The sequence below is a fragment of the Swingsia samuiensis genome (assembly GCF_006542355.1).
GTDB classification, from domain to species: domain Bacteria; phylum Pseudomonadota; class Alphaproteobacteria; order Acetobacterales; family Acetobacteraceae; genus Gluconobacter; species Gluconobacter samuiensis.
In genome coordinates, this window is sequence record NZ_CP038141.1 from 923391 (window position 1) to 945295 (window position 21905).

The 21905-nt window shown below is 44.9% G+C and carries 22 protein-coding genes and 1 riboswitch; of the genes, 13 read left to right on the top strand and 9 right to left on the bottom strand.

The features are described from left to right. Positions 1 to 21 precede the first annotated feature (21 nt). The 3 genes from E3D00_RS04180 (at position 22) to E3D00_RS04190 (ending at position 3220) form a co-directional block, all read left to right on the top strand. Complete coding sequence (locus E3D00_RS04180) at positions 22 to 615, top strand: histidine phosphatase family protein (RefSeq protein ID WP_141460224.1); 594 nt, start codon at positions 22 to 24, stop codon at positions 613 to 615. A gap of 81 nt (positions 616 to 696) precedes the next feature. Continuing rightward, positions 697 to 1629 carry a glycosyltransferase family 2 protein gene (locus E3D00_RS04185; protein ID WP_141460226.1) on the top strand — a complete coding sequence of 311 codons (933 nt, stop codon included), beginning with the start codon at positions 697 to 699 and terminating at the stop codon, positions 1627 to 1629. Positions 1630 to 1681: 52 nt separating this feature from the next. Then, on the top strand, positions 1682 to 3220 hold the full coding sequence (locus E3D00_RS04190; protein WP_141460228.1) for a glucosyltransferase domain-containing protein: 1539 nt from the start codon (positions 1682 to 1684) through the stop codon (positions 3218 to 3220). A 39-nt stretch (positions 3221 to 3259) separates the two neighbouring features. On the opposite strand, the gene E3D00_RS04195 is transcribed toward E3D00_RS04190, so the two are convergent. The 4 genes from E3D00_RS04195 to E3D00_RS04210 all read right to left on the bottom strand — a co-directional run bounded on the left by E3D00_RS04195 (position 3260) and on the right by E3D00_RS04210 (position 10098). Then, complete coding sequence (locus E3D00_RS04195; protein ID WP_141460230.1) at positions 3260 to 4771, bottom strand: efflux transporter outer membrane subunit; 1512 nt, start codon at positions 4769 to 4771, stop codon at positions 3260 to 3262. Between the two features lie 4 nt (positions 4772 to 4775). Beyond that, positions 4776 to 7880: an efflux RND transporter permease subunit gene (locus E3D00_RS04200; RefSeq protein WP_141460232.1), complete on the bottom strand. Its 3105-nt coding sequence runs from the start codon at positions 7878 to 7880 to the stop codon at positions 4776 to 4778. A 19-nt stretch (positions 7881 to 7899) separates the two neighbouring features. Beyond that, positions 7900 to 9039, bottom strand: a complete 1140-nt coding sequence (locus tag E3D00_RS04205; protein WP_141460234.1) for an efflux RND transporter periplasmic adaptor subunit — start codon at positions 9037 to 9039, stop codon at positions 7900 to 7902. Positions 9040 to 9321: 282 nt separating this feature from the next. Next, entirely contained in the window at positions 9322 to 10098 is a 777-nt protein-coding gene (locus E3D00_RS04210; protein ID WP_141460236.1) for an OmpW/AlkL family protein, read from the bottom strand. A gap of 160 nt (positions 10099 to 10258) precedes the next feature. Here E3D00_RS04210 and E3D00_RS04215 point away from each other — a divergent pair, with 160 nt between their 5' ends. The 7 genes from E3D00_RS04215 to ribH all read left to right on the top strand — a co-directional run bounded on the left by E3D00_RS04215 (position 10259) and on the right by ribH (position 15775). Then, positions 10259 to 10981, top strand: coding sequence for a Crp/Fnr family transcriptional regulator (locus E3D00_RS04215; RefSeq protein ID WP_246091498.1), 723 nt, complete (start codon positions 10259 to 10261; stop codon positions 10979 to 10981). A gap of 74 nt (positions 10982 to 11055) precedes the next feature. Then, positions 11056 to 11625 carry a hypothetical protein gene (locus tag E3D00_RS04220; protein WP_181441995.1) on the top strand — a complete coding sequence of 190 codons (570 nt, stop codon included), beginning with the start codon at positions 11056 to 11058 and terminating at the stop codon, positions 11623 to 11625. Between the two features lie 208 nt (positions 11626 to 11833). Further along, positions 11834 to 12007 (top strand): entericidin A/B family lipoprotein, encoded by a 174-nt coding sequence (locus tag E3D00_RS04225; protein WP_181441996.1) that lies wholly within the window; start codon positions 11834 to 11836, stop codon positions 12005 to 12007. A 129-nt stretch (positions 12008 to 12136) separates the two neighbouring features. Then, positions 12137 to 12291: riboswitch (FMN riboswitch) on the top strand. Positions 12292 to 12445: 154 nt separating this feature from the next. Then, positions 12446 to 13438: a bifunctional diaminohydroxyphosphoribosylaminopyrimidine deaminase/5-amino-6-(5-phosphoribosylamino)uracil reductase RibD gene (gene ribD, locus E3D00_RS04230; protein WP_141462369.1), complete on the top strand. Its 993-nt coding sequence runs from the start codon at positions 12446 to 12448 to the stop codon at positions 13436 to 13438. Next, a complete protein-coding gene (locus E3D00_RS04235) occupies positions 13420 to 14058 on the top strand; it encodes a riboflavin synthase (protein WP_141460240.1) in 639 nt (212 codons plus the stop codon). Before ribD ends, E3D00_RS04235 begins: the two co-directional genes overlap by 19 nt. Continuing rightward, positions 14055 to 15308 carry a 3,4-dihydroxy-2-butanone-4-phosphate synthase gene (ribB, locus tag E3D00_RS04240; protein ID WP_141460242.1) on the top strand — a complete coding sequence of 418 codons (1254 nt, stop codon included), beginning with the start codon at positions 14055 to 14057 and terminating at the stop codon, positions 15306 to 15308. Before E3D00_RS04235 ends, ribB begins: the two co-directional genes overlap by 4 nt. After that, complete coding sequence (gene ribH / locus E3D00_RS04245; protein ID WP_141460244.1) at positions 15305 to 15775, top strand: 6,7-dimethyl-8-ribityllumazine synthase; 471 nt, start codon at positions 15305 to 15307, stop codon at positions 15773 to 15775. Before ribB ends, ribH begins: the two co-directional genes overlap by 4 nt. Positions 15776 to 15788: 13 nt before the next feature. Here ribH and pqqE read toward each other — a convergent pair whose 3' ends face one another. The 5 genes from pqqE to pqqA all read right to left on the bottom strand — a co-directional run bounded on the left by pqqE (position 15789) and on the right by pqqA (position 18933). Next, positions 15789 to 16859: a pyrroloquinoline quinone biosynthesis protein PqqE gene (gene pqqE, locus E3D00_RS04250; RefSeq protein WP_141460246.1), complete on the bottom strand. Its 1071-nt coding sequence runs from the start codon at positions 16857 to 16859 to the stop codon at positions 15789 to 15791. Then, entirely contained in the window at positions 16856 to 17131 is a 276-nt protein-coding gene (gene pqqD / locus E3D00_RS04255; protein WP_141460248.1) for a pyrroloquinoline quinone biosynthesis peptide chaperone PqqD, read from the bottom strand. Before pqqD ends, pqqE begins: the two co-directional genes overlap by 4 nt. Next, positions 17128 to 17847, bottom strand: a complete 720-nt coding sequence (gene pqqC / locus E3D00_RS04260; protein ID WP_141460250.1) for a pyrroloquinoline-quinone synthase PqqC — start codon at positions 17845 to 17847, stop codon at positions 17128 to 17130. Before pqqC ends, pqqD begins: the two co-directional genes overlap by 4 nt. Positions 17848 to 17852: 5 nt before the next feature. Further along, the gene (gene pqqB / locus E3D00_RS04265) at positions 17853 to 18764 is read right to left on the bottom strand and encodes a pyrroloquinoline quinone biosynthesis protein PqqB (RefSeq protein WP_141460252.1); all 912 of its coding nucleotides are present in this window, start codon (positions 18762 to 18764) and stop codon (positions 17853 to 17855) included. An 88-nt stretch (positions 18765 to 18852) separates the two neighbouring features. After that, positions 18853 to 18933, bottom strand: coding sequence for a pyrroloquinoline quinone precursor peptide PqqA (pqqA, locus tag E3D00_RS04270; RefSeq protein ID WP_010502998.1), 81 nt, complete (start codon positions 18931 to 18933; stop codon positions 18853 to 18855). A gap of 136 nt (positions 18934 to 19069) precedes the next feature. Between pqqA and gmk the strand changes: the two genes are divergently transcribed. The 3 genes from gmk to hisD all read left to right on the top strand — a co-directional run bounded on the left by gmk (position 19070) and on the right by hisD (position 21785). After that, complete coding sequence (gene gmk, locus E3D00_RS04275) at positions 19070 to 19696, top strand: guanylate kinase (protein ID WP_141460254.1); 627 nt, start codon at positions 19070 to 19072, stop codon at positions 19694 to 19696. Positions 19697 to 19803: 107 nt separating this feature from the next. After that, positions 19804 to 20499, top strand: coding sequence for an ATP phosphoribosyltransferase (gene hisG, locus E3D00_RS04280; protein ID WP_141460256.1), 696 nt, complete (start codon positions 19804 to 19806; stop codon positions 20497 to 20499). After that, positions 20496 to 21785 (top strand): histidinol dehydrogenase, encoded by a 1290-nt coding sequence (gene hisD / locus E3D00_RS04285; protein ID WP_141460258.1) that lies wholly within the window; start codon positions 20496 to 20498, stop codon positions 21783 to 21785. Before hisG ends, hisD begins: the two co-directional genes overlap by 4 nt. Positions 21786 to 21905: the final 120 nt, after the last annotated feature.

The following is a 21905-nucleotide window of genomic DNA, read 5'->3' on the forward strand; positions in this document are numbered from 1 at the left end:
CTCACTTTTTGGAGTTTCTTTATGTCCGAATTAATCCAACGCCCTTTTTGGTATCTCAGGCATGGAGAAACAGACTGGAACTATCAAGGCTTTTCTCAAGGCCGCACAGATGTTCCTCTTAATACAACCGGTCTCATTCAAGCTACACGAGCTGGGGAGATTTTTGCCAAGCTCTTTGAAAACAATCAGCGTCCGTTTGATCGGATTATAACCTCTCCTCTCTCACGTGCTTTAGTAACAGCCCAATATACACAAGCCGCTATTTTAAACAGCGGAGGCCCTAACCTCCCTCTTACTATTGATCCAGATTTGCAAGAAGTCAGCTTCGGCGTGCAAGAAGGACAACCTATGGGAGAATGGTATGATCCTTGGATCGCCGGAAAGTTCACCCCTGAAGGAGCAGAAAGTTTTGATGATCTCAAAAACCGTTCTATTTCAGCCTTGAATAAAGAACTCATCAAGGGAGGTACACCCCTCTTTGTTGCCCATGGAGGGTTATTCAGAGGCATTCGAGCTGCTATGAACCTCGCCGTAAATGTGCGCCTACCCAATGCTTCTCCTACCTATTTATCTTTCCATGCAGGAGAGTGGTCGGTACAAAATCGTGTCGCATAATAGATTCCATTCTATTCTTTTTTCTCTAAAATTGTTACAGTAAAATCTAGGTGAAATTTGGTATTATCTGAATAGAAATTTATGCGCCCTTCTAAATTGTCTCTCATTGCTCCCTTTTATAATGAGGGTTCTGGCGTTGATTATTTCTTTGAAAAAATTTCTCCCGTTTTACATGACATTCAAAACATTGAATGGGAAATTGTCTGCGTTGATGACGGAAGCTCTGACGACACCCTAGAAAGGTTAATCGCATATTCGCAAAAAGACACCTCTGTAAAAGTTATTGAATTTTCCCGCAATTTTGGAAAAGAAGCGGCTATGACCGCGGGCTTAGACGTCTCTACAGGAGAGGCGGTCATTATTATTGATGCAGATTTACAAGACCCGCCTGAGCTTATTCAGCAAATGATACAAGAATGGCGCAATGGTGCTGAAGTTGTACTTGGCCGGCGAATAGATCGCTCTTCGGATAGTGCTGCGAAACGACTCACAGCCTCTTGGTTTTATAAAGCACACAATAAACTTGCCAAGCCTAAAATCCCAGAGAACGTAGGGGACTTTAGGCTTATGAGCCGTGAAGTGGTGGATGCACTCAAAGAGCTCCCTGAACGTCAACGTTTCATGAAAGGCCTTTACGCGTGGGTCGGCTTTAAAACAGTCACGTTAGACTACGTGCGTGCAAACCGAAACGTTGGAGAAACAAAATTTTCTGGCTTTGCCTTGTGGAACTTTGCCCTTGAAGGCTTCACAAGCTTCTCAACGACCCCTATTCGGGTATGGACATATATTGGCTTTGCCATTGCTGTTATATCGCTCGTTTACGGCGCATTTATCTTCTTAAGAACCCTCATGTATGGCAATCATATCCCTGGTTATGCTTCTATCTTTTTTGCCGTTACCTTCCTTGGGAGCATACAAATTATTAGTATCGGCATGCTCGGTGAATATGTAGGACGTATTTATATGGAAACCAAACACCGTCCTATTTATATTATACGCAAAAAATATAATTAATATTTTATTTTAATTGCTTCCCACACACACTTTAAACCGGAAAGGAAAGACCATGGACTTTATTAATCCCCTTTTATTTAATGACCTTAAAAAGCGATTTTTTATATTTTTTGTACTTTTTTTATTCTTTGTCTATCCCATTATTCAAGAGAATATTTATTATATTGATGACCTTGGACGGTCCGTCTATGGCTACCTCGCTTTAACAGGAAATGGTCGCCCTATCGGAGACTGGATTTGGGAGATTATGAGCTTTTCTCCCAATTATGTATCTAATTTAGCACCATTAACCCAGATTATTTCTGTCTCTTTTCTTGCGATTGCTTTATCATTCTTATCTCGTTCTTGGAGATTTTCTGTATTAAACGGAAGTATTGCACTATCGTTTTTGGTTTGCTCGCCTTTTTTACTAGCAAATTTGTCTTATAGATTTGACTCTATTACAATGACAGCAGCCTTAGCTCTCATTACTATTCCATTTTCTCTTCCTCAAAATATTTCTAATGCTAAAAGAATAGTTCTAACCAGCTTGGTTATTCTGATTACTTCTAATGTATATCAAGCCGCACTTAATGCTTTTTTGGTTCTTTTATGTCTGAATAGCACTCTACAAATTATAGACTACAGCAATAAACAATCCATCTCTCGTTTTATACAAGGAATAATAGCCTTCATCACAGGGCTGGTTTTGTATAAAATTGAAATCGCTGTCACGAATATTACAAACTATGATCCCTATACACGCGCCCACTTAGGGATGGTTCATGATGTTCATTCCTTTTTAGGAAACATCAAAAACTGTATTCGTCTTGCTTTTAATGAGTTCCGACATGGCAACCTCGAGCGCTTCCTTGGCGCCTGCATGATTCTGGGAATAATAGCAACTTTTACCCGCGTTTTTATCGGCGTTCGTAATCGCAACAAAAACGAAATTACTCTTTCATTATTCCTAACCTTTTTGTTTCTCGGCTTATCCGTCTTATCAATCGCCGGTCTTCTTAGCCTTCTAAAATTCCCGGTTATTGTACCTCGGACCATGATGAGTGTCGGAGCAGTCTGTGCTTTTGCTGTAACCTTTATTATCGGTCGTAGCTCTCCTAAAAATATCTACCAATGCGTTCCAATGGCTCTTGGTATGTTAATGCTTTTCGGACAATTCGTCTTTGCATATGCTTGGGGAAATGCTGAGGGTTCACAGTCACATCTTGATCATCAACTGGCGCGTCAAATTGATGAAGATCTCTTTACACTCTCTGGCAGACAAACAACCTATGTGCGCATTCTAGGAGATCAAACACCGACCTCCGCTTACACGCAGCTCATTTTAAACCAGCATCCTATTTTCCGGTTTGATCTTGCTCGCGCCTTGGACGGATGGGCTTGGGGAAATACGCTTTTAAAAACCTACAATCTCCCCAATAATATAAGTGTTACGACAAACGAATCCCCAGACACAAAGCCTACAATGAAAGCAGCCTTAGAAATTCGTAATACATGTCATTTTGATAAAATAATTTCACGGGTGAATTATAACCTATATAAATTAAACGATAACATCGTTATCGACTTCACCCATGCCTGCTCCCAATAGCACTCTATTTTTGAAAGGGATTTATTCCCTTTCAAAAAACTACCAAGGCCATAAAGACTTTCCTAATTTTTCTTGATCTTTAGGTGACATTCCTAAATCATTGCGGTTCCACCAACCACCACCCAGTGATTGAAACAACGCCACACTATCCGAAAAACGAGCCGACTGCGCTTGTACGAGAGAAAGACGTGCCTGAGCGTATGCCTGTTGGGCTTGAAGAACAGTCAGCTCACTAACATCCCCCAACCTGAGCTGCCCTTTCACAATTTTTAAGCTTCGCCCGGCAGCATCATAATTCGTCTGATTAGCTTCCAAAGTATCAGCGTCATATTTTAAGGCATAAAGTGTATCGGCAACATCCTGAATAGCGCTGATCACAGTCGCTTCATAATTATCTTTTGCCTGTAACAAATTATCCTTAGCTTGCCGCTCAGCATGCAAAAGAGACCCACCTTGGAAAATAGGCTGCATCAAAGTAGCGGATAACGTCCAGTTCCCATAACCCGGTCTAAAAAAGTCATGCATCTTATCCATGACTTCACCCGGTGTCGCACTCAACTGAAGATTTGGTAGTCGATTTGCTATTGCAACGCCAACCTGAGCACTCGCCGATTTGATTTGAGCCTGAGCAGCTCGCACATCTGGTCTTTGCTCCAGCAAGGCAGAAGGGAAAGATACAGGTAACTCATTCGGTAGTTTATACTGCTCTAAATAAAATTCCGGTAAAGGCGAATTTGGAGCAACACCGGCAAGAACAGCCAACTGATCCCGTGTTTGAGCTAATTGCTGCCGCAATGGAGGCAAGGTCGCCTCCAACTGCGCCACGGATGCGAGTTGGGTTACAACATCCTGAAGAGATGCATCTCCTAATCTCTGACGAGCCTTAAGAGTATTAAGGGTCTCTTTTTGGCTCGCAATCAGATCTTCTGTTGCACTGATTTGAGCGCGTATAGACGCTTCATTAATCGTTGTGCTCACAATGTTAGAAATCAACGTTATCGCTGTTGCTTCCAGCTGAAAACGTTGAATTTCAGCTTGTGCACTCGCTGCCTCAATAGCCCGTCGCACACCGCCCCATAGGTCTGGCACATAACCGATATTTAACTGTGCGGTATGCATTGAATAGAGCCACAAATTACTGTTGGGAACAGGAGAAAGGGCTTTTGATGTCTTATTTCGGGTTGGGTTGAACGATGCAGAAACAGTTGGATACAACCCTGCCCCTTCAATACGTCTTTGCTCCCATGCAGATTTTAACCCAGCCTGCATACCCGCTAATGACTGGTTATGCGCTAAAGCCTGTTCAACAAATGAATTCAGTACAGGGTTTTGAAAGAGCTCCCACCATTTCCCCGGAACGTCTACTCCCGTTTGAAAGTGCTGTGACACGTCAAAAGCATTTGTCCCCCGCCCAGACGTATTCGTCAAAGGAGTTGACTGATAATCCATTCCTTTTGGCAAGTCTGGCCGCTTATAATCTGGGCCGACTTTACACCCCGCCAAATAAGAGGTCGCAATAATAGCTGTTGTATAACGAAGAAACCGTTTCATCTGTTTAGGCTCCCTCTCTATGCGCTGATTGAGTTTTTTTCTTATTTCGACGCTCAACCCACATTTCTAACTCACTAAAATATACAGGCAATGCAAAAAGCGTCAGCAATGTCGCAATACCTAAACCACCCACGACAACAGTAGCTAACCCTCTTTGAACGTCTGTTCCAACACCGGTAGCCATAGCTGCGGGCAACATACCAGCACTCGCCACAGTTGCTGTCATAAGGACAGGACGAAAACGCTCTCCCGCACCGATAATGGTTGCTTCTCGAACGGAACGGCCTTCTTCACGATACCGGTTAATACTTGATATCATGATAATTCCATTTTGAACGGCCACACCAAAGAGCGCAATAAAACCGACAGCGGTTGCGATGTTCAGTGTTTCCCCACGAATATGCAGCGCAATTAATCCGCCCATTGTGGCGAGAGGCACAACACTTAAAATCAGCAAGGCCTGCCGAATTTTTCCAAACTCGACAAACAGCAACACCAACATCATCGCGAACATAATTGCTAAAGCGACACTCAAACGTTTTTGAGCGCGCTGCTGCTGCTGAAATGTTCCAGCCCATTCCAAAGAATTTTTCTTTTGATCAAAGTGAACGGACTGATCAATACGCGCCTGAGCATCAGCAAGATACTGAGAAAGCGGCCTTTGGCCATTATCAACCCTGATGGTAATCTGACGATGGTTCATTTCATGAGCAATATTACTCTCACCCATTTTCAAACCAATATGCGCCACTTGTGATAATGGAATATACGACCCTTGCGACGTCAGAACAGGGAACTGCCTGAGAACTTGCAGATCCTGAATGTCATGCCGTGGTATTCTTAACGTTGCATTATAATAGCGGTCGTTCTCATAAACTGTGGATATAGACCCATCACCAATAGCAAATGATACAACATCTGAAATATCAGAAACATTGATTCCATACCGTGCTGCTGACAATCTGTCTGCATCTACGCCTATTTGAGGAATACGTGGCTCTTGAAAGATCGAAGCATCAACTGTTCCAGGAACTTTCTTCAATATGGAAACAATTTCGTCTCCGATGCGGCGCATTTCTTCAAAATCATTGCCATAAACACGCAGCACCAAAGGACTATGCGCACCACCGACCAAGTCACTCATATTATCTTGAATTGGCTGACTTATACCAAAATCAATACCGGGTATTTTCAACAAACGCGCACGCAAACGCTTCACAAACTGTTGTTTGGTTTCACCAGAAGGCCATTGATCGTAAGGCTTCAAGCCAACAGGCATCTCAATATGAGATGGTGTCCAAGGGTCTGTTCCATCATCCGAACGGCCAAGTTGTGTAATCGCATAAGAGGTTTCAGGAAACTCGTTGACAGCCTTTCTAATCTCATTAGCAATCTGCTCACCTTTTTCCAGAGAAATCCCTGTCGGCATCTGAACCTGTACCCAAAGCGCTCCTTCATCAAGGTTCGGCAAGAATTCGCGACCAATCGACGACCCCAAGAAAACGACAGCGACAAGCGCTCCAATACCACCAATATAAGCAACGAACGGACGATCAATAAAATGACCTAGCCAATGACTATATCGTTCATGCAGCCATTCTAATGGCTTATTATGCCATACGTGCTGCGGTTTTCTTAATGCCAAGAAGCTTAAAGCCGGAATTAATGTCAGCGCGCATAATAACGCTCCAAGCAGAGCGAAACTAACGGTGAAAGCCATTGGGCGGAAAAGCTTGCCCTCGCTTCCCTCAAAAGCAAATAAAGGGCTATAGGCCAGAATAATAACCAATGTTGATGAAAAAATTGCATGGCCGGCACGTTTCGCAACGGTTAAAACCTTACCCGCCTGTAACGGCTGATCAGGATCATCTTCCCTCAAGCGCAAGATCGTTTCTGTAATAACGATCGCACCATCGACGATCACCCCGAAGTCAATCGCACCGAGAGAGAACAAATTAGCGGCCATCCCAAAAGCCTGCATCAACACAAACACAAAGGACAAGGCCAACGGAATGGTAATAGCCGTTACAACCGCACTTCTTGGACTGCCTAAGAAAAGGGTTAAAATAACAAGAACCAGCAAAATCCCTTCGACCATCGTATCCATGACTTTATGCGTCGTAGATTGTACGAGGTTATCCCGGTCAATATACGGGACGATACGGATATGTTGCGGTGCCAATTGCTTTTGAAGCTTTGCAACGGTCTCGTGCAGATTATCCAATACCTGTGAGGGGTTCTTACCACTTAACATGGTAACGACACCCTCAATCGTATCTGGATTATTATTCTTTCCTAAAATACCTTCCCGAACTTGGTGCCCAAACTGCACCACGCCTAAATCATGGATAAAGATTGGAACACCATTCCGTTGGGTAACAGCAATATTTCCCATATCTTGTAAGGTATGGATCATTCCAACCCCACGAATGATATAAGACTGCTCACCACGAGAAACGCGGCCACCACCAGCATTCACATTATTATTACGAATAGCACCTAAAACATCTTCCAGACCGATATTATATCGCATCAGAGAAGATGGATTTAAAACCAACTGGTATTCGCGTGTATATCCACCAAAATTATCAACATTAACAACTCCAGGAACATGCATCAGGGCAGGGATGACAACCCATTTTTGCACATCTGAGAGTTGCATCAGATTTTTATCATCTGACTCTAATGTATAGCGATAAATTTCTCCACCTGGGCCTGTAATTGGCCCTAAAGTTGGCTGAGCTCCATTAGGTAATGGATTACTCGCTAATATGGTTTCGACCTGTTGACGAGCCCAAAAGACATTTGTTCCATCACGAAAAATAAGCGTGACCAGCGATAAGCCAAACGTACTGGATGAACGACTATCTACAACCTCAGGAACAGTTGATAAAACCCGCTCTAACGGAACGGTAACTTGCTGCTCCATTTCTTCTGCGGCCAGCCCGGGCTGCTGTGTCGTGATTTGAACATTCACAGCCCCCAAGTCTGGGTATGCTTCTACAGGAAGGTAACGCCAAGCGACACTTCCCAGCACTGCGAGCAAAACAGCTGCAAAAAAAACGATGTTACGGCGCCCAAAACACCATGAAATAAAACGTTCTATCATTTAAGGCTGGCCTACCCGGTCAGTCATCGTTCAACAATATGGCACCACTTGTTACAATGCGCTCTCCAGCCTTCAGGCCAGAAATCACTTTAACATTGTCGCCATCGTCATAAGAGATTGCTACATCTCTTCGTTGAAACGTACGAGGAGCTGTTTCTATAAAAACTGATGTCCGGTCGTTATTCATCAGCAAAGCTGATTTAGGAAGTAAAACGACTTGATCTTCTGGAATATCAAGTGTCGCTGTTGCATACATTCCTGGACGCAAAACACCTTCCGAATTGGGGCATACGACATAAACATTCAGTCTGCGAGTATCTGCTTTTAATGTTGGATCCCGAGAAGCAATAGGGCCGGTACACCGCTGCCTTGGCAGGGCTGGGAAAGTCGCTTCTACCATTGTAGCAGAAGCAAGAGCCGTTACACGATTTTCTGGAACGGCAGCTGCGACCCATACAGCCGACAAGTCCATCAGCGTCATTTGAACTGCTGTCGCATCTGTAATGTTTTGACCTGGAGCCATGGTCGTTGTGGAAACGACACCATCAACAGGAGAAACCAGAGGAACTTGCCCACGCGCAGCATATTGCGATTGAGATCCTAAAACCTGTAAACGATGGCTGGTTCGTTGAGCTTCTGCTTCTGCTTGCAGCAAGTCATTATGAGCCGATTCCAGATCTTTAACGGCATTTCCACCAATGCCTTGTACATCACGTGATCGGTTATAGGCACGCTTTGCAAAATCAAGTGCAGCACGGGCACGACGGTCATCCGCCCACGCCTGATCCAGATCTCCCGCAGCAATAATCGCGAGAACCTGACCTTTTGAAACATGCTGACCCAACTTCACCAAAACGCTCAAAATGCGGCCGGTTACAGGTGCCAACACATTTACTTGATGGTCTGGCAAAGCCATAACCTGAGCAGGAACCTGTACGCCCATCACGTGAGGAGCAACAACGACAGGCGCCACTTCCAGTCGTTTCTGTAAAGGGGTATTTTCCTTCACCACGATACTCCCATTCTCATGGGAAAACATTGGCTGCTCTGGCGACGTCAACTGAACAGGGGATTTAAAGCACCCTTTCAGGAAAAAGCCTAAAATAAGGACGACGCCAACAAGACCTAAGGTCAAAGCGCCAACGCGCGCAAAACGCATACTCTTTGAATACCCCAAAAATTTACAGAAAACACATGTCACGAAAAATTGACACGCGCACAACACCAACTAACACATAAACGTTATTGTTTCAGTCCCATGTGTTGGTTTTTCGCCCCATGTTGCTGATTACTCTCTGAAACTTAAAGTATGATTTTGACAAGAGGTTCCGAACAAAAGAACCAAAATTTCTTGGAATTGTAACAAAAAACCCTTACCGATCTCTATTTTTCAATAGAAACAGATAAGGGATAATTAAAAATTAATTTTTTTAATAGATAATTAGAACCGGTATTCTACACCAAAAGCTACCGTTGTAGGATCAAGAGAATCGTGAGCGCGTAAATAATTTTCCCCGGCTACACCTCGGTCATTTGTCCACGCATGAACACGCATGAACATCTCTTTCACGTCAAAATTAACGAACCAATTGCCAACTACCTGATAATCAACACCAGCATTAATGGTTGGACCACCTGTTACGCCTATATTCAGCTTCTGAGCCAACGGACCACCAGCCGGTGAAACGTTATGGAACCAAGCCAACGTGGCACCCACACCTAAATATGGGTTAAACCGTTTGTGCGGCATGAAATGCCAAGCAAAAGTGACTGTTGGCGGAAGAACCCATGCACTTCCAACGTCAACCTTTCCAACAGGAGTGCCTTCACCTGCAATTTCGTGACGTGTGCTTGCTGCAATTAAATCAACCGATAAATTATCCGTGAAAAAATATTCAAATGTCAGTTCAGGCATCACTTGATTGGTCGTTTTAACATGCCCGGGCAAAGGACTGCCATTAAGCCAAATGCGGCTACTATGATCGTTTGGTAATACACCTAAAGCCGACAACCGAATGATAAAGTCACCTTTTCCTAGTCCAATTTTTGTATTTGCACATGTCTGAAAAAGGCCACAATGTCCTGATGCAATAGGTGCATGGATATTTATTTGAGGCATAGGCGCTGCTACATTGGATGTGACCGGCTCTGCGAAGGCATGAGTAGAAAGAGAAGCTACTGCCAATGCAGTGCTCAGTGTGACAGCCACAATCTTCATCGCTTGAGTCCTAAATCAATATACATCTACGACTGAAAAGGCACCGTTTCTTTCTTTCAAACCTTGACTAATATCAATTTATTACAAATATATAATTTTAATATTATAGCTGTGATAAATAAGACATAGACTCAATTATAGGGTCTGGGAAATCATCTCTATGGCATCCGTAATTAATCCAGACGATATCATTGATAAATGCATTAACTGCGTTGGTCGAAAATACAGCATTTGTAATGCGATTGAGGATTGCGATCTCGCTACATTAGCAAGAGAGTCTTCCCGTATGTCTGTTTCGGATGGGCGATCTATTTTAGAAGAAGGCGCTCCAGCACACGACTTTTTTGTGCTTACGAATGGGCGCGTTAAACTCTTTACGCTGCTTCCTGATGGTCGTCGTCAAATAACGGCATTTGCTGAAGAAGGTTATTTCCTTGGACTAGCCGCAGTGAAAACCTATTCTTTTAGCGCCGAAGCTTTAGGGGACGTTCATTTGTGCCGTTTCCCTCATGCTTCTATGCAGCGCCTTGTGGAACGTTTCCCCAACCTGGAACATCGGCTAAGAGAAGAAGCATCTCGTGAACTCTCTTTAATGCAAGCCCGCATGACCCTTTTAGGGCGAAAAACAGCACGCGAACGGTTGGCAACATTTCTGGTTGAGCGCGGCAAGCTCCTGACACAAAAAGGAAATACAGGTTTCCAAGAGATCAACCTTCCTATGCCTCGCACGGATATTGCAGATTATTTAGGCCTCACAATTGAAACAATCAGTCGTGTTTTTAGTGCCTTCAAAAAGGATGGATTGATTAAAATTCAAGGTGTTACGCATGTAAAGGTCTTACACCCTGAAAAAATGTTAATGATTTCAGAGGGATTAGAATAAAGCTTCCACGAATCAGCCATATTCCTGCCATGAAGAGTTGTTCTGCTCAAACTCTTCATTGAACAGGAGACTTCATGAAAATCCGTCTTTCCATTCATTCTCTTCTTGCTCTTGGTCTTTTAGCGAGTTCTGTTCCTGCGGTTTCTTTTGCACAAACCAGTTCTCCAGCACCAATACCACAAAATGCTGATCAGAATGATCTCATCGGGAAGCTTGCTCAAAAAGAAGACCGGATGAATCAGAAGCTTCAAAACTATCAAAACAAGTCTGCAGAAGCTCAGAAAGCTCGGCAAGAGAAAATCCAAGCTCTTAAAGACAAATATGCCAATGCCCCAGAAAGACAAAAAGCACGCATTCAAAAGCAGATTGACGAGCAACAAAATAAGCTCAACTCTATGCGTGACCAACAAACCAAAAAATTAACGGATATGCGCGATCAGCAATTAAATAAAATTAATAAATTGCGCGACGAAAAACAGTCACAGCTTAATGCCCAGCGCGATAAACTCAACCAATTCCGTGACCAACAGAATTCACGTCTGCAACAACTGCAAAATGCACCACAGCAACAGCAACAACGCTTAAACGACCTTGGCAATAAAGCGCGTGGGGATGTTTCTAACCTTCTTAACGGCGGCCTCTAATACGAACTTATCCCTCTCATGAAAGCTACTCTTCTTTTGAGAGGGATAACTTTCAATGATAGGCTATTATTGATTGCGGTGTGGTGTGGTAATTTTACTATAATTCACTCTGTAACAATTTTTTGACCGCATTTAAGGTTAGACTTTTTTTCTGTCTTCCTTCTATAATGTCAAGTTTACACGCTCTTTAACATAGGAGTTTTTCATCATGAAGAAATCAATCGTTCGCGTTGCTCTTTCCCTAACACTTCTTGCTGGTGCATCTGCAGCTCTTTCTGCTTGCAACACTATCAGCGGTGCAGGCAAAGACGTAAGCTCAGCTGGTCATGGCGTTTCTCGTGGCGCTGATGATACAAAAGCAGCTATCCACAAAAACCTCTAATTTTTTAAAATTAGTAGAGTTGAAAAAGCCAAAGAGATAGCTCTCTTTGGCTTTTTTTGTCTCTATTGCTAAGGCTTTTCTTTTTTACCCCTTGCCTTTCTAGGCTAAACACCCCCATATTCATTTTAAATATGTTCTCGGGGCGGGGTGAAACTCCCCACCGGCGGTAAGGATACGTTTTATCTAAGCCCGCGAGCGCCTTTTGTCTTTCATGATAAAAGGGTCAAGCAGATCCGGTGTGATTCCGGAGCCGACGGTTATAGTCCGGATGTGAGAGGACAAGACTTCCCTTTTGTAAGGTGAAGAGTACGTTTGTGTATTCTGATCTTTAGCAAAGGGAAAGCTCAAGTACGTGCCCTGCGAATATCTTATACTATAGGTTTAGAGATCGCAGCTGTGTTTGAACATTCTTCCCTTTCTGAAAATATCAATATTGATATGATCCGTCATGGGTTTCGTGCAGCGATCAACAAAGCAACAGATACATTAGGAGCAACAGCACCTAATCCTTCCGTTGGCTGTACTTTACTCGATAAGGCCGGGAATATTCTTGCTGTTGGAGCACATCCAAAAGCAGGAGAACCTCATGCTGAAATCATGGCGCTCTCCCAAGCTGAGAAAGACGGTCTGCTTCATAAGGCGCATACGGCTCTTGTTACGTTAGAGCCATGCAATCACTCAGGACGTACGCCTCCTTGTAGTGAAGCCCTTCGAAACAGCCCTGTAAAACACGTCTGGATCGGCGCTCCGGATCTTAACCCTCAAGCCGCAGGCGGAGCAAAACGGCTAGCGGAAGAGCCCAATGGCCGCTCTGTCTTCTTTTTGAAAGATTTTCCAGAAATGGAAGATCTCTCAAAAGATTGCCAAGCCCTGATCGCACCTTTTTCACATCGTGTTCTAAAGCAACGCCCTTGGATCAGTGTAAAGCAAGCTCTTGATGAAAATAGGTCTATGATCCCACCAAAAGGGCATAAAACCTTTACATCTCAAAGCTCCTTAACACTTGCCCACACCCTTCGACGCGCAACTGATGCCATCATTACAGGGATCGGTACGGTTTTAGCGGATAGGCCTCGTTTTACAGTTCGTCATGTGAAAGAGCACCTAAACCGCAAGCCAAGACTTCTGGTTGTAGCCGATCGGCATGGACGCACGCCCCTTGATTGGCAAAAAGAAGTCGAGCAAGCCGGCTTCGAGGTGATCATTACCAAAGATATCATTAAGGCTCCGGCAGAACTGGCACAACGCGGCGTCAACTGGGCGATGGTTGAAGCTGGTCCTTCCCTTTTGAAAACATTCCAAGATGCAGATCTATGGGATGACTGGCTCACAATCGAAAAACGTGGCGCTCATGATTTTATTCAACTCAATTCACGTGGGGAAAGTCCACTTAGACTCTTAAGGGAAACGCTATGTTCTCAGGTATTATAGAAAAATTGGGAACGGTTAAAACAGCCTCCCTTCGTGACAAAGCTATGGATTTGACCCTTGAAACCCAATTTCCTGATTTGGAACTGGGCGAAAGTGTTGCCGTCAATGGTGTCTGCCTAACGGTTGAGAGCTGTACCCCTGATGGAGTGGCGACCTTCCACCTCAGTGGAGAGACTCTTTCCCGCACTCCGTTAGAACAACTCAAAGCGGGGTCTCGCATCAATCTGGAACGCGCAGTATCAGCAAATACCCGCCTTTCTGGGCATATCGTGCAAGGGCACGTCGATAATGTCGCGACCCTTATATATGCTGAGCGTGAGGGAGATTCTTATGCACTCCGTGTTTTTGTTCCACAAAGCCTCAGGCAATATGTGGTCGAAAAAGGATCGATTACCTTTGATGGCATCAGTCTCACCGTTAACGCGCTACATGAAGGCGTGACCTATCATAACCAAGCAGGTTTTGAAGTTGGTCTGACCATTATTCCACACACATGGGAGCACACCAATCTTTCTACGCTTTCTGTTGGGGATCGGATCAGTGTCGAAGTGGATGTTTTTTCTAAATATGTTGAAAACCTTTTGCGGTTCTCTCCCAACTTAGGAAAGGCTACACCATGAAGCCTGCTCTAAAAGCGGCGATTGATGCTATTCGTAATGGCCGAATAATTGTCATGGTCGATGATGAAAACAGGGAGAATGAAGGGGATTTGGTGATGGCCGCGCAATATGCCACACCACAAACAATCAACTTCATGGCGCGTGAAGGGCGGGGGTTGATTTGCCTTTCCTTGGAAGACGCACAAATAAAGCGCCTGGGCCTTCAGCCGATGGTTCATCAGAACCAAGACCCAAGAAAGACTGCTTTCACCGTTTCTATTGAGGCCGCTACTGGCGTAACAACAGGGATATCAGCCGCTGATCGCGCTCATACCATTCTTGTTGCGGCCAACCCTGCTGCAACATCGGATGATATTATTTCTCCTGGGCATATGTTCCCTTTACGGGCGCATCCAGAAGGGGTTTTAAAACGAAACGGTCATACCGAAGGTGCTGTTGATATCGCTCGATTGGCAGGGTTAGAGCCCGCTGGTGTGATTTGTGAGATTATGGCTGATGATGGCAGCATGATGCGTTTGCCAGAATTGAAACGCTATGCGGCAAAACATAATCTCCCGCTGATTAGTATTGCTGACCTGCAAGAATGGTGCCAAGAGCACGGACGAAATCCTGTGTCTGAAGAACAGACCACCAATCCAACAGCACCTATTGCAGGTGAGGTTGTTGCGGCCTCTGCCCTGCCCAGTATTTTTGGTGGGCATGACCTTAAAATCAAAGCCTTCCGTGCAGCAGACGGCGTTGAACATGTGGCCCTCATTAAAGGAGATCCAACAAAAGGTGTCCCTCTCGTTCGCTTACACTCTGAATGTGTCACAGGGGATGCTTTAGGATCCCTGCGCTGTGATTGTGGAGCACAACTCCGAGAAGCACTTGAGCGGATTTCAGCTTCAGAGTCTGGTGTTCTGCTTTATGTCCGCGGGCATGAAGGACGAGGGATAGGCCTTGCTAACAAGATCCGCGCCTATGAGCTTCAGGACCAAGGGCTCGATACCGTTGAAGCCAATGAGGCACTCGGGTTGCCGGCTGATGCACGGGATTGGTCTTCAGCGGCTGACTTCCTAAAGCAGCTTGGTGTTTCCTCTTTACGCTTACTCACCAATAATCCTGATAAGGAAACACACCTTATTCAATATGGGTTTGACGTTCAGTCCCGCGAACAATTGGAAATCGAAGCTAACCCATTTAACCGCGCCTATCTTTCAACAAAACGCACCCGCATGGGGCACTTTCTTCAGGAACAATCATCATGAGCAAACATATTGCTGTTTCCCCAGACCTCAAACTTTCTCCTACACCGAAGGTCGCAATCATTGTCAGTCGGTTTAACACAGATATTACCAATGGCCTCAAATCAGGTGCGATTGAATGGCTAGAAGAACGTCATATTACAGACGTTGATGTTTATGATGCGCCGGGCGCATTTGAGCTTCCTCTTCTTGCTCAAAAGCTTGCTAAAACAAGCACATATGAAGGTGTCATTTGTTTAGGATGCGTTATTAAAGGGGATACCGCTCATTTTGAATTTATTTCTTTAGGAGCAACGATGGGGATCATGCAGGCGCAATTAGCTACTGAAACTCCCATTTCTTTTGGTATTTTAACAACCTATACAGAAGAACAAGCCATAAAGCGCTCACGCACAGATGCTGAGAATAAAGGTCGAGAAGCTGCGGCAGCTTGTGTCGAAAGCATCGCCTTTTTGCGGAATGTTTCTTAATCCCGCAGTTTTCTTAAAAACGACGGTAAATTAACTCTCTATCGCCCTGTTCTTCAGTCGCTTTTTCTACCACGTTATGAAAAGGCGACTGAACACACACAGGGTCCATATTTTTGGCCGACCCTGTAAGAGCAAGTGCCTGACAGCGACATCCACCCCAATCTATTTCCTTACGTTCGCATGATCGGCAAGCCTCAGGCATCCAATCTGTGCCACGGAACATATTAAAGAGCTCTGACTCATTCCAGATGGACGCCAGGCTCTGATCTTTCACATTGGGAAATGTAACATCCGGTATTATTTCAGCCGCATGACACGGTAGAACTTTCCCCGCTGGCGTTATGTTAACAAATTTTTGCCCCCAACCACCCATGCATGGTTTAGGAACATCTGCATAATAATCAGGTGTTACATAATCAATTTGGAACCTGTTCTTTTTACGCTCAAGCTCAACGCTCTGCGTTGCCTGCTCCAACTGTGCGCGGGTCGGAAGAAGTTTATCCCGATTTTTGAGGCCCCAACCGTAATATTGAGTATGCGCGATTTCCACACGCCCAGCGTTTAACTCCGCTGCCAAGTCAAACATTTGAGGAATGCGTTCTATATTCTCTCTCTGAATAACAAAATTCAATGTCAGAGGAATGCCTGAAGCCTTTATTAAACGAGCGGCTTCAAGCTTCTTTGCTTGAGCTCCTTTTAATCCGCCAATCCTTTCTGCGCCTTCAACAGTCACATCTTGGAAAGACAGCTGAATATGATCTAACCCTGCTTCATCCAATATTTTTAATTTTCTCTCATCAAGAAAAACACCAGATGTGATCAAATTCGTATATAAGTTTAACTTCCGCGCTACGGAGATCAACTCAGGTAAGTCTGGTCGAGCCATAGGCTCTCCACCAGAAAAATGCACTTGCAGAACCCCCATATCCGCCGCCTGTTTTAAAACAGATATCCATTCCTCTTTGCTCAACTCCATTGCTTTTTTGTCTAACTCAAGCGGATTAGAGCAATAAGGGCAGGACAGGGGACACCTGTGAGTCAATTCAGCCAAAAGGCTCATAGGAGGCTGGATATGACCTGTCATGCGTATAAAACCCCTTTTTCTGCTAAGTCTGACAAAAGGGCATAAACATCACGGGAAATGACATCTGAAGGGGCAGAGAAATCTTCCGATAATTTCTTGACGATGCTCTCTATATCCCTTTCTCCATCAATAAGGTGAAGAATATGAGGAGCAGCCCCTTCCACAATAAAGGCTTTTTCTGGCGCTTGTATCAACCAAATATCACGCACACGATCATGTTGTAACCGATGACCGCGCTTGAACTTTAAAATACTCTTGCTTGATAGACTCATGGAACAAACGCACCGGGTGGAATTTTTCCATCCACATACGCGTAATCAAGAGCATCCAACATCGACCAAAGCACTGAGCACTTAAACTCCAATGCGCTTAAGACTTCCTGTTGTTGTTCTGGTGTGCGAGCATGCTCACGCACGTAAGCTAAGGCAAAGTCAGAATCTCTTGGGGCCTGTGTCAAACGTGGCGTAAAATAAGCCAATGTTTCTTCCGAAATAAAATCATAGTGGCGCAGCATTCCAGAAACACGCTCACTAATGATCTTGGGTGAAAATAATTCTGTTAAAGAAGAAGCAATCGCTGCCAAAATGGAGCGGTCTCTTACAAAATGTACATATGCATCTACCGCAAAGCGTGTTCCGGGCAACAACCCCTCTGTGCTCTGCACATAATCCCGATCAAGCCCCAAGCCATCTGTTAAAACCAACCAACGCTCAACACCTCCTGTGCCGGGGCCTGTTCCGTCATGATCTTCAATCCGCCGGCGCCATTCACGGCGCAGGTCTGTTGTCGGTAATCGGGCAAGGAGAGTTGCATCTTTGGCTGGAATTGAAGCCTGATAATAATATCGATTTAATGCCCACGCTTGAACTTGCTGCTTCGTTAAAAGACCATCATGCAATTTCCGATGGAATGGATGCCGATTATGATACCGTTCGGCACCAATCTGGCGCAAACGTTCTTCAAGCTGATCTGGTGTTAGAAGCGTCATATACTTTACCCTAAATTAAAACTCATTCCATCTTCAGATACGACCCAACCCGCCTTCTCGACAGTTTTTCGCTCCGGACTTTCCTCCAGCAAAATGGGGTTAGAGTTGTTGATATGTATCAAGACTTTACGCGGTTTTTTGCAGTCCGCAAACTTCATCATTGGGCCATCTGCATCATGAACAGAAACATGCCCCATGCGCTGGCCTGTTTTCGGACTTAGCCCAGCGCGAATCATTTCATCATCCTGCCAGAGCGTGCCATCAAAGAACAGCAAATCTGCCTCTCTGGCACGCTCGACCAAGTCTGGCTTTATTTCAGCACATCCCGGAACAAATAAAACCGTTTTTGTCCCATCTGTGAATGAAAGACCTAAAGTTTCGTCTGGGTTTGATCCTTCAGCCTCAGCATACAGAGGTGCTTTGCCAGGAACAGCAAAAGCTTCCATTTTTAAGCCAGAATCACTGCCATCTTTATGTTTTAAGGCAATAGTCTCATTTAACTTTAATGCAACACGCGGAACAATCTCTGGATTTACGGCCGTAAATATTGGATTTTCCGCTAATTGAGCCAATGTCGAATCGCTACCCATTAACGTAAACGGCTCACGCTCACGTAATGTCAGAAGCCCTGTAATGGCATCAATTTCACCATTCGTTAAAATAACACTCTGAATAGGTGTCCCTCGCAAACTCCCGGTATGGTGTAAGGCCGGGGTTTGAAGAATCTGCTGCCGCAAATCAGGAGCAGCATTTAAAATGAACCACCTTTTTCCACCATCTCCGCTAATCGCAACTGATGCTTGTGTCCGGGCATGCGCTCCTCGTCCAGAACGAGCGGCTAAACAACCCGCCGCGGCTGAGTTCCACTGCGGAAAGCCACCACCAGCGGCAGATCCCAACACAATAACATCAATCATTTATCTCAAAACCACTTTATGTATTCTACCACGAAAAACGGCCGCCCTAAACAAGGCGGCCGTTTCTTCTTCTACCATAAAAAGAAGATTACTTCTTTTCACCGCAGACATAAGAGTTAATTTCAGCCCCTAGAGGGATTTCTGTAACCTTAGGTGTGTTCCAAGCCATAACAGCCTCCTACTCATAAAACTGGATGAGGTATTCCTCTTCCAAAGTTACAGTTATTGTGTGCTTTCTTATTGTTAGATTTCAAGTCTTTTTTTATAAAACACTTAACTGTGTTTTATAAAAGGAGCTCTTCAGCATGCTACACCCATCCCGACGTGGTGTCTGTCTGGTTATTTCTGCTCCTTCGGGCGCAGGAAAATCTACAATCGCCAATGCTCTGCGAGCATCTGAACCTGCTCTAAAAAACTCTATTTCTGTAACAACACGTAACCCTCGCCCCGGTGAAGTGGACGGTGTTCATTATCACTTCCGAAGCATGGAAGCGTTTCGCACGATGGCAAACAATGGGGAGCTTCTAGAGTGGGCCGAAGTTTTTGGGCGTGGATATGGTACGCCACGCGCTCCGGTAGAAGAAGCGTTGACCCAAGGCTATGACATGGTCTTCGATATCGACTGGCAAGGCCATCGCTTATTAAAAAAAGCGCTTCCATCCGACGTCGTCAGTATATTTGTTTTACCCCCTTCCATCGAAGAGCTAGAGCGCCGCTTATGCAACAGAAACTCTGACGACCAAGCCGAAATCGCAAAACGTATGCAAGCTGCATTCGATGAAATTTCTCACTGGCATGAATTTGACCACACGGTCATTAATTCAGACCTTGATACAGCCATATCCCAAGCCAAATCCATACTAACCGCGGCTCGTTTGTCGACTGCACGGCAAAAAAACCTCTTCCATTTTATAGATTCCTTTAAAAAGTAAATCCCTTTCTTCGTTCTTTCCAAATTAGACATTTGGGAGGATCATCTCTTCATGATATGCAATTCTATTCACGCCTATGATTGCGGACAGCAAGGATCAATACCGTCATGACAGCGCCTCAGAATGATATGGATAATACATCATCTCCTCTCATTCTTGCCCTTCCGAAAGGTCGTATTCTTAAAGCGCTCATTCCTGTTCTAAAGCGCACAGGAATAGAACCAGATCCTGACTGTCTTGATGAAAGCAGCCGTCGGCTAAGATTTAAAACATCCCACCCCAACTTAGATGTAGTTCGTGTTCGTTCCTTCGATGTGGCAACCTTTGTGGCCTATGGAGGCGCACATATTGGAGTCTGTGGTGCCGATGTCCTTATGGAGTTTGACTATCCTGATATTTACGCTCCGTTAGACCTTGGAATTGGTGCATGTCGTATTTCTGTCGCACGCCCCAAAGATGAAAAAGAAGACCCGGCAAAAGCACAATCCAGAATACGAGTTGCCACAAAATACCCAACCATCGCCCGGAAGCACTTCGCCTCTCAGGCCATTAATGCTGAGATCGTCCATCTTCATGGTGCCATGGAACTTGCACCAACTTTAGATCTTGCCAGCGTCATTGTTGATCTTGTCGATACAGGTTCAACACTCCGGGCCAATGGCTTGATGGAAACGGAAACCATTGCTGAAATCACCAGTCGTCTCATCGTCAATCGTGTCGCTTTAAAAACACGTTCAGAAGAAATCAGCGCATTAATTGAACGCTTTCGAGCATCTTTATCTGAGGAAAACATTTCCTTATGAAACGATTATCTACTTCCGACTCTCACTTCAAAACACAATTCGCCTCACTCCTTGCCAACAGAGGAAATGATGAGCGGCGCGTTGTAGAACCCGTCCGAAACATTCTGGACGATGTAAGGACAAGAGGCGATGTAGCCCTTTGTGATTATACAGCGCGCTTTGATCGACTAACGCTTACCCCTGAACAGTTACGTATTAGCGCGGAAGAAATCCGCTCAGAAGCGGCCCGTGTCTCTTCTGAGTTAATGGATGCTCTTAAACTTGCAGCCAAGCGTATCGAGGCATTTCATAAAGCTCAAATACCTCAAGATATCGATTTTACAGACGATCAAGGAATTCGTCTGGGAATGCGCTGGACAGCTCTTGATGCTGTTGGCCTTTACGTTCCGGGAGGGAAAGCCGCTTATCCTTCCTCTGTGCTCATGAATGCTCTGCCAGCAAAAGTCGCTGGTGTTAAGCGGATCGCAATGTGCGTTCCAACACCTGATGGTGTCTTAAACCCGCTCGTCTTAGCCGCTGCACATTTATGTGGTGTGGATGAAATATATCGCGTTGGGGGAGCGCAAGCCGTCGGAGCTATGGCTTATGGCACTCATCAGATTGCTCCGGTTGATCGCATTGTTGGGCCAGGCAATGCATTTGTCGCCGAAGCAAAAAGACAGGTTTTTGGTCATGTCGGCATTGATAGCATCGCTGGGCCATCTGAGGTCGTCGTTGTAGCAGATGAAAATAACGACCCACGCCTTGTCGCTATTGATCTTCTGGCTCAGGCTGAACATGACGAACAGGCACAATCTATTCTTATTACAACACACTCGGCCTTCGCGGAGGCTGTTGGAAATGCCGTTCTGAACGAATTAAAAACTCTCCCTCGCAGCAAAATTGCCTCCCAAAGCTGGGAAAATCATGGAGCGATTATTGTTGTTAAAAACCTTGATGAAGCAGCTGATATCGTCAATCAACTTGCACCTGAACATCTAGAAATTCTTCTTGATGAGCCACGCCTCTTCAGTGAGAATATTCGTCACGCTGGTGCGATTTTTATGGGCCGTTATTGCCCTGAAGCCTTAGGCGATTATGTTGGTGGCCCGAACCACGTTCTACCAACGAGCCGTACAGCCCGCTTTGCTTCTGGGCTTTCTGTGTTTGACTTTATCAAAAGAACAACAAGCATCGAGACTAACCGCAATGGCTTAAAAGCTATTGGCCCAGCAGGTGTCTCTTTGGCAAAAGCTGAGGGATTAGACGCACATGCGCTTAGTCTCTCACTACGGCTTGATAATTAAAAATAACCAAGATGATCGTCTTTTCCCTCCAATAAGACTACCATCTTGGTCTCTCATACTTGCTTTTTGGAGCTTTTTGAGAAACAAAGACCGTTCAATAGCTTGACGTTTGCCATAAGA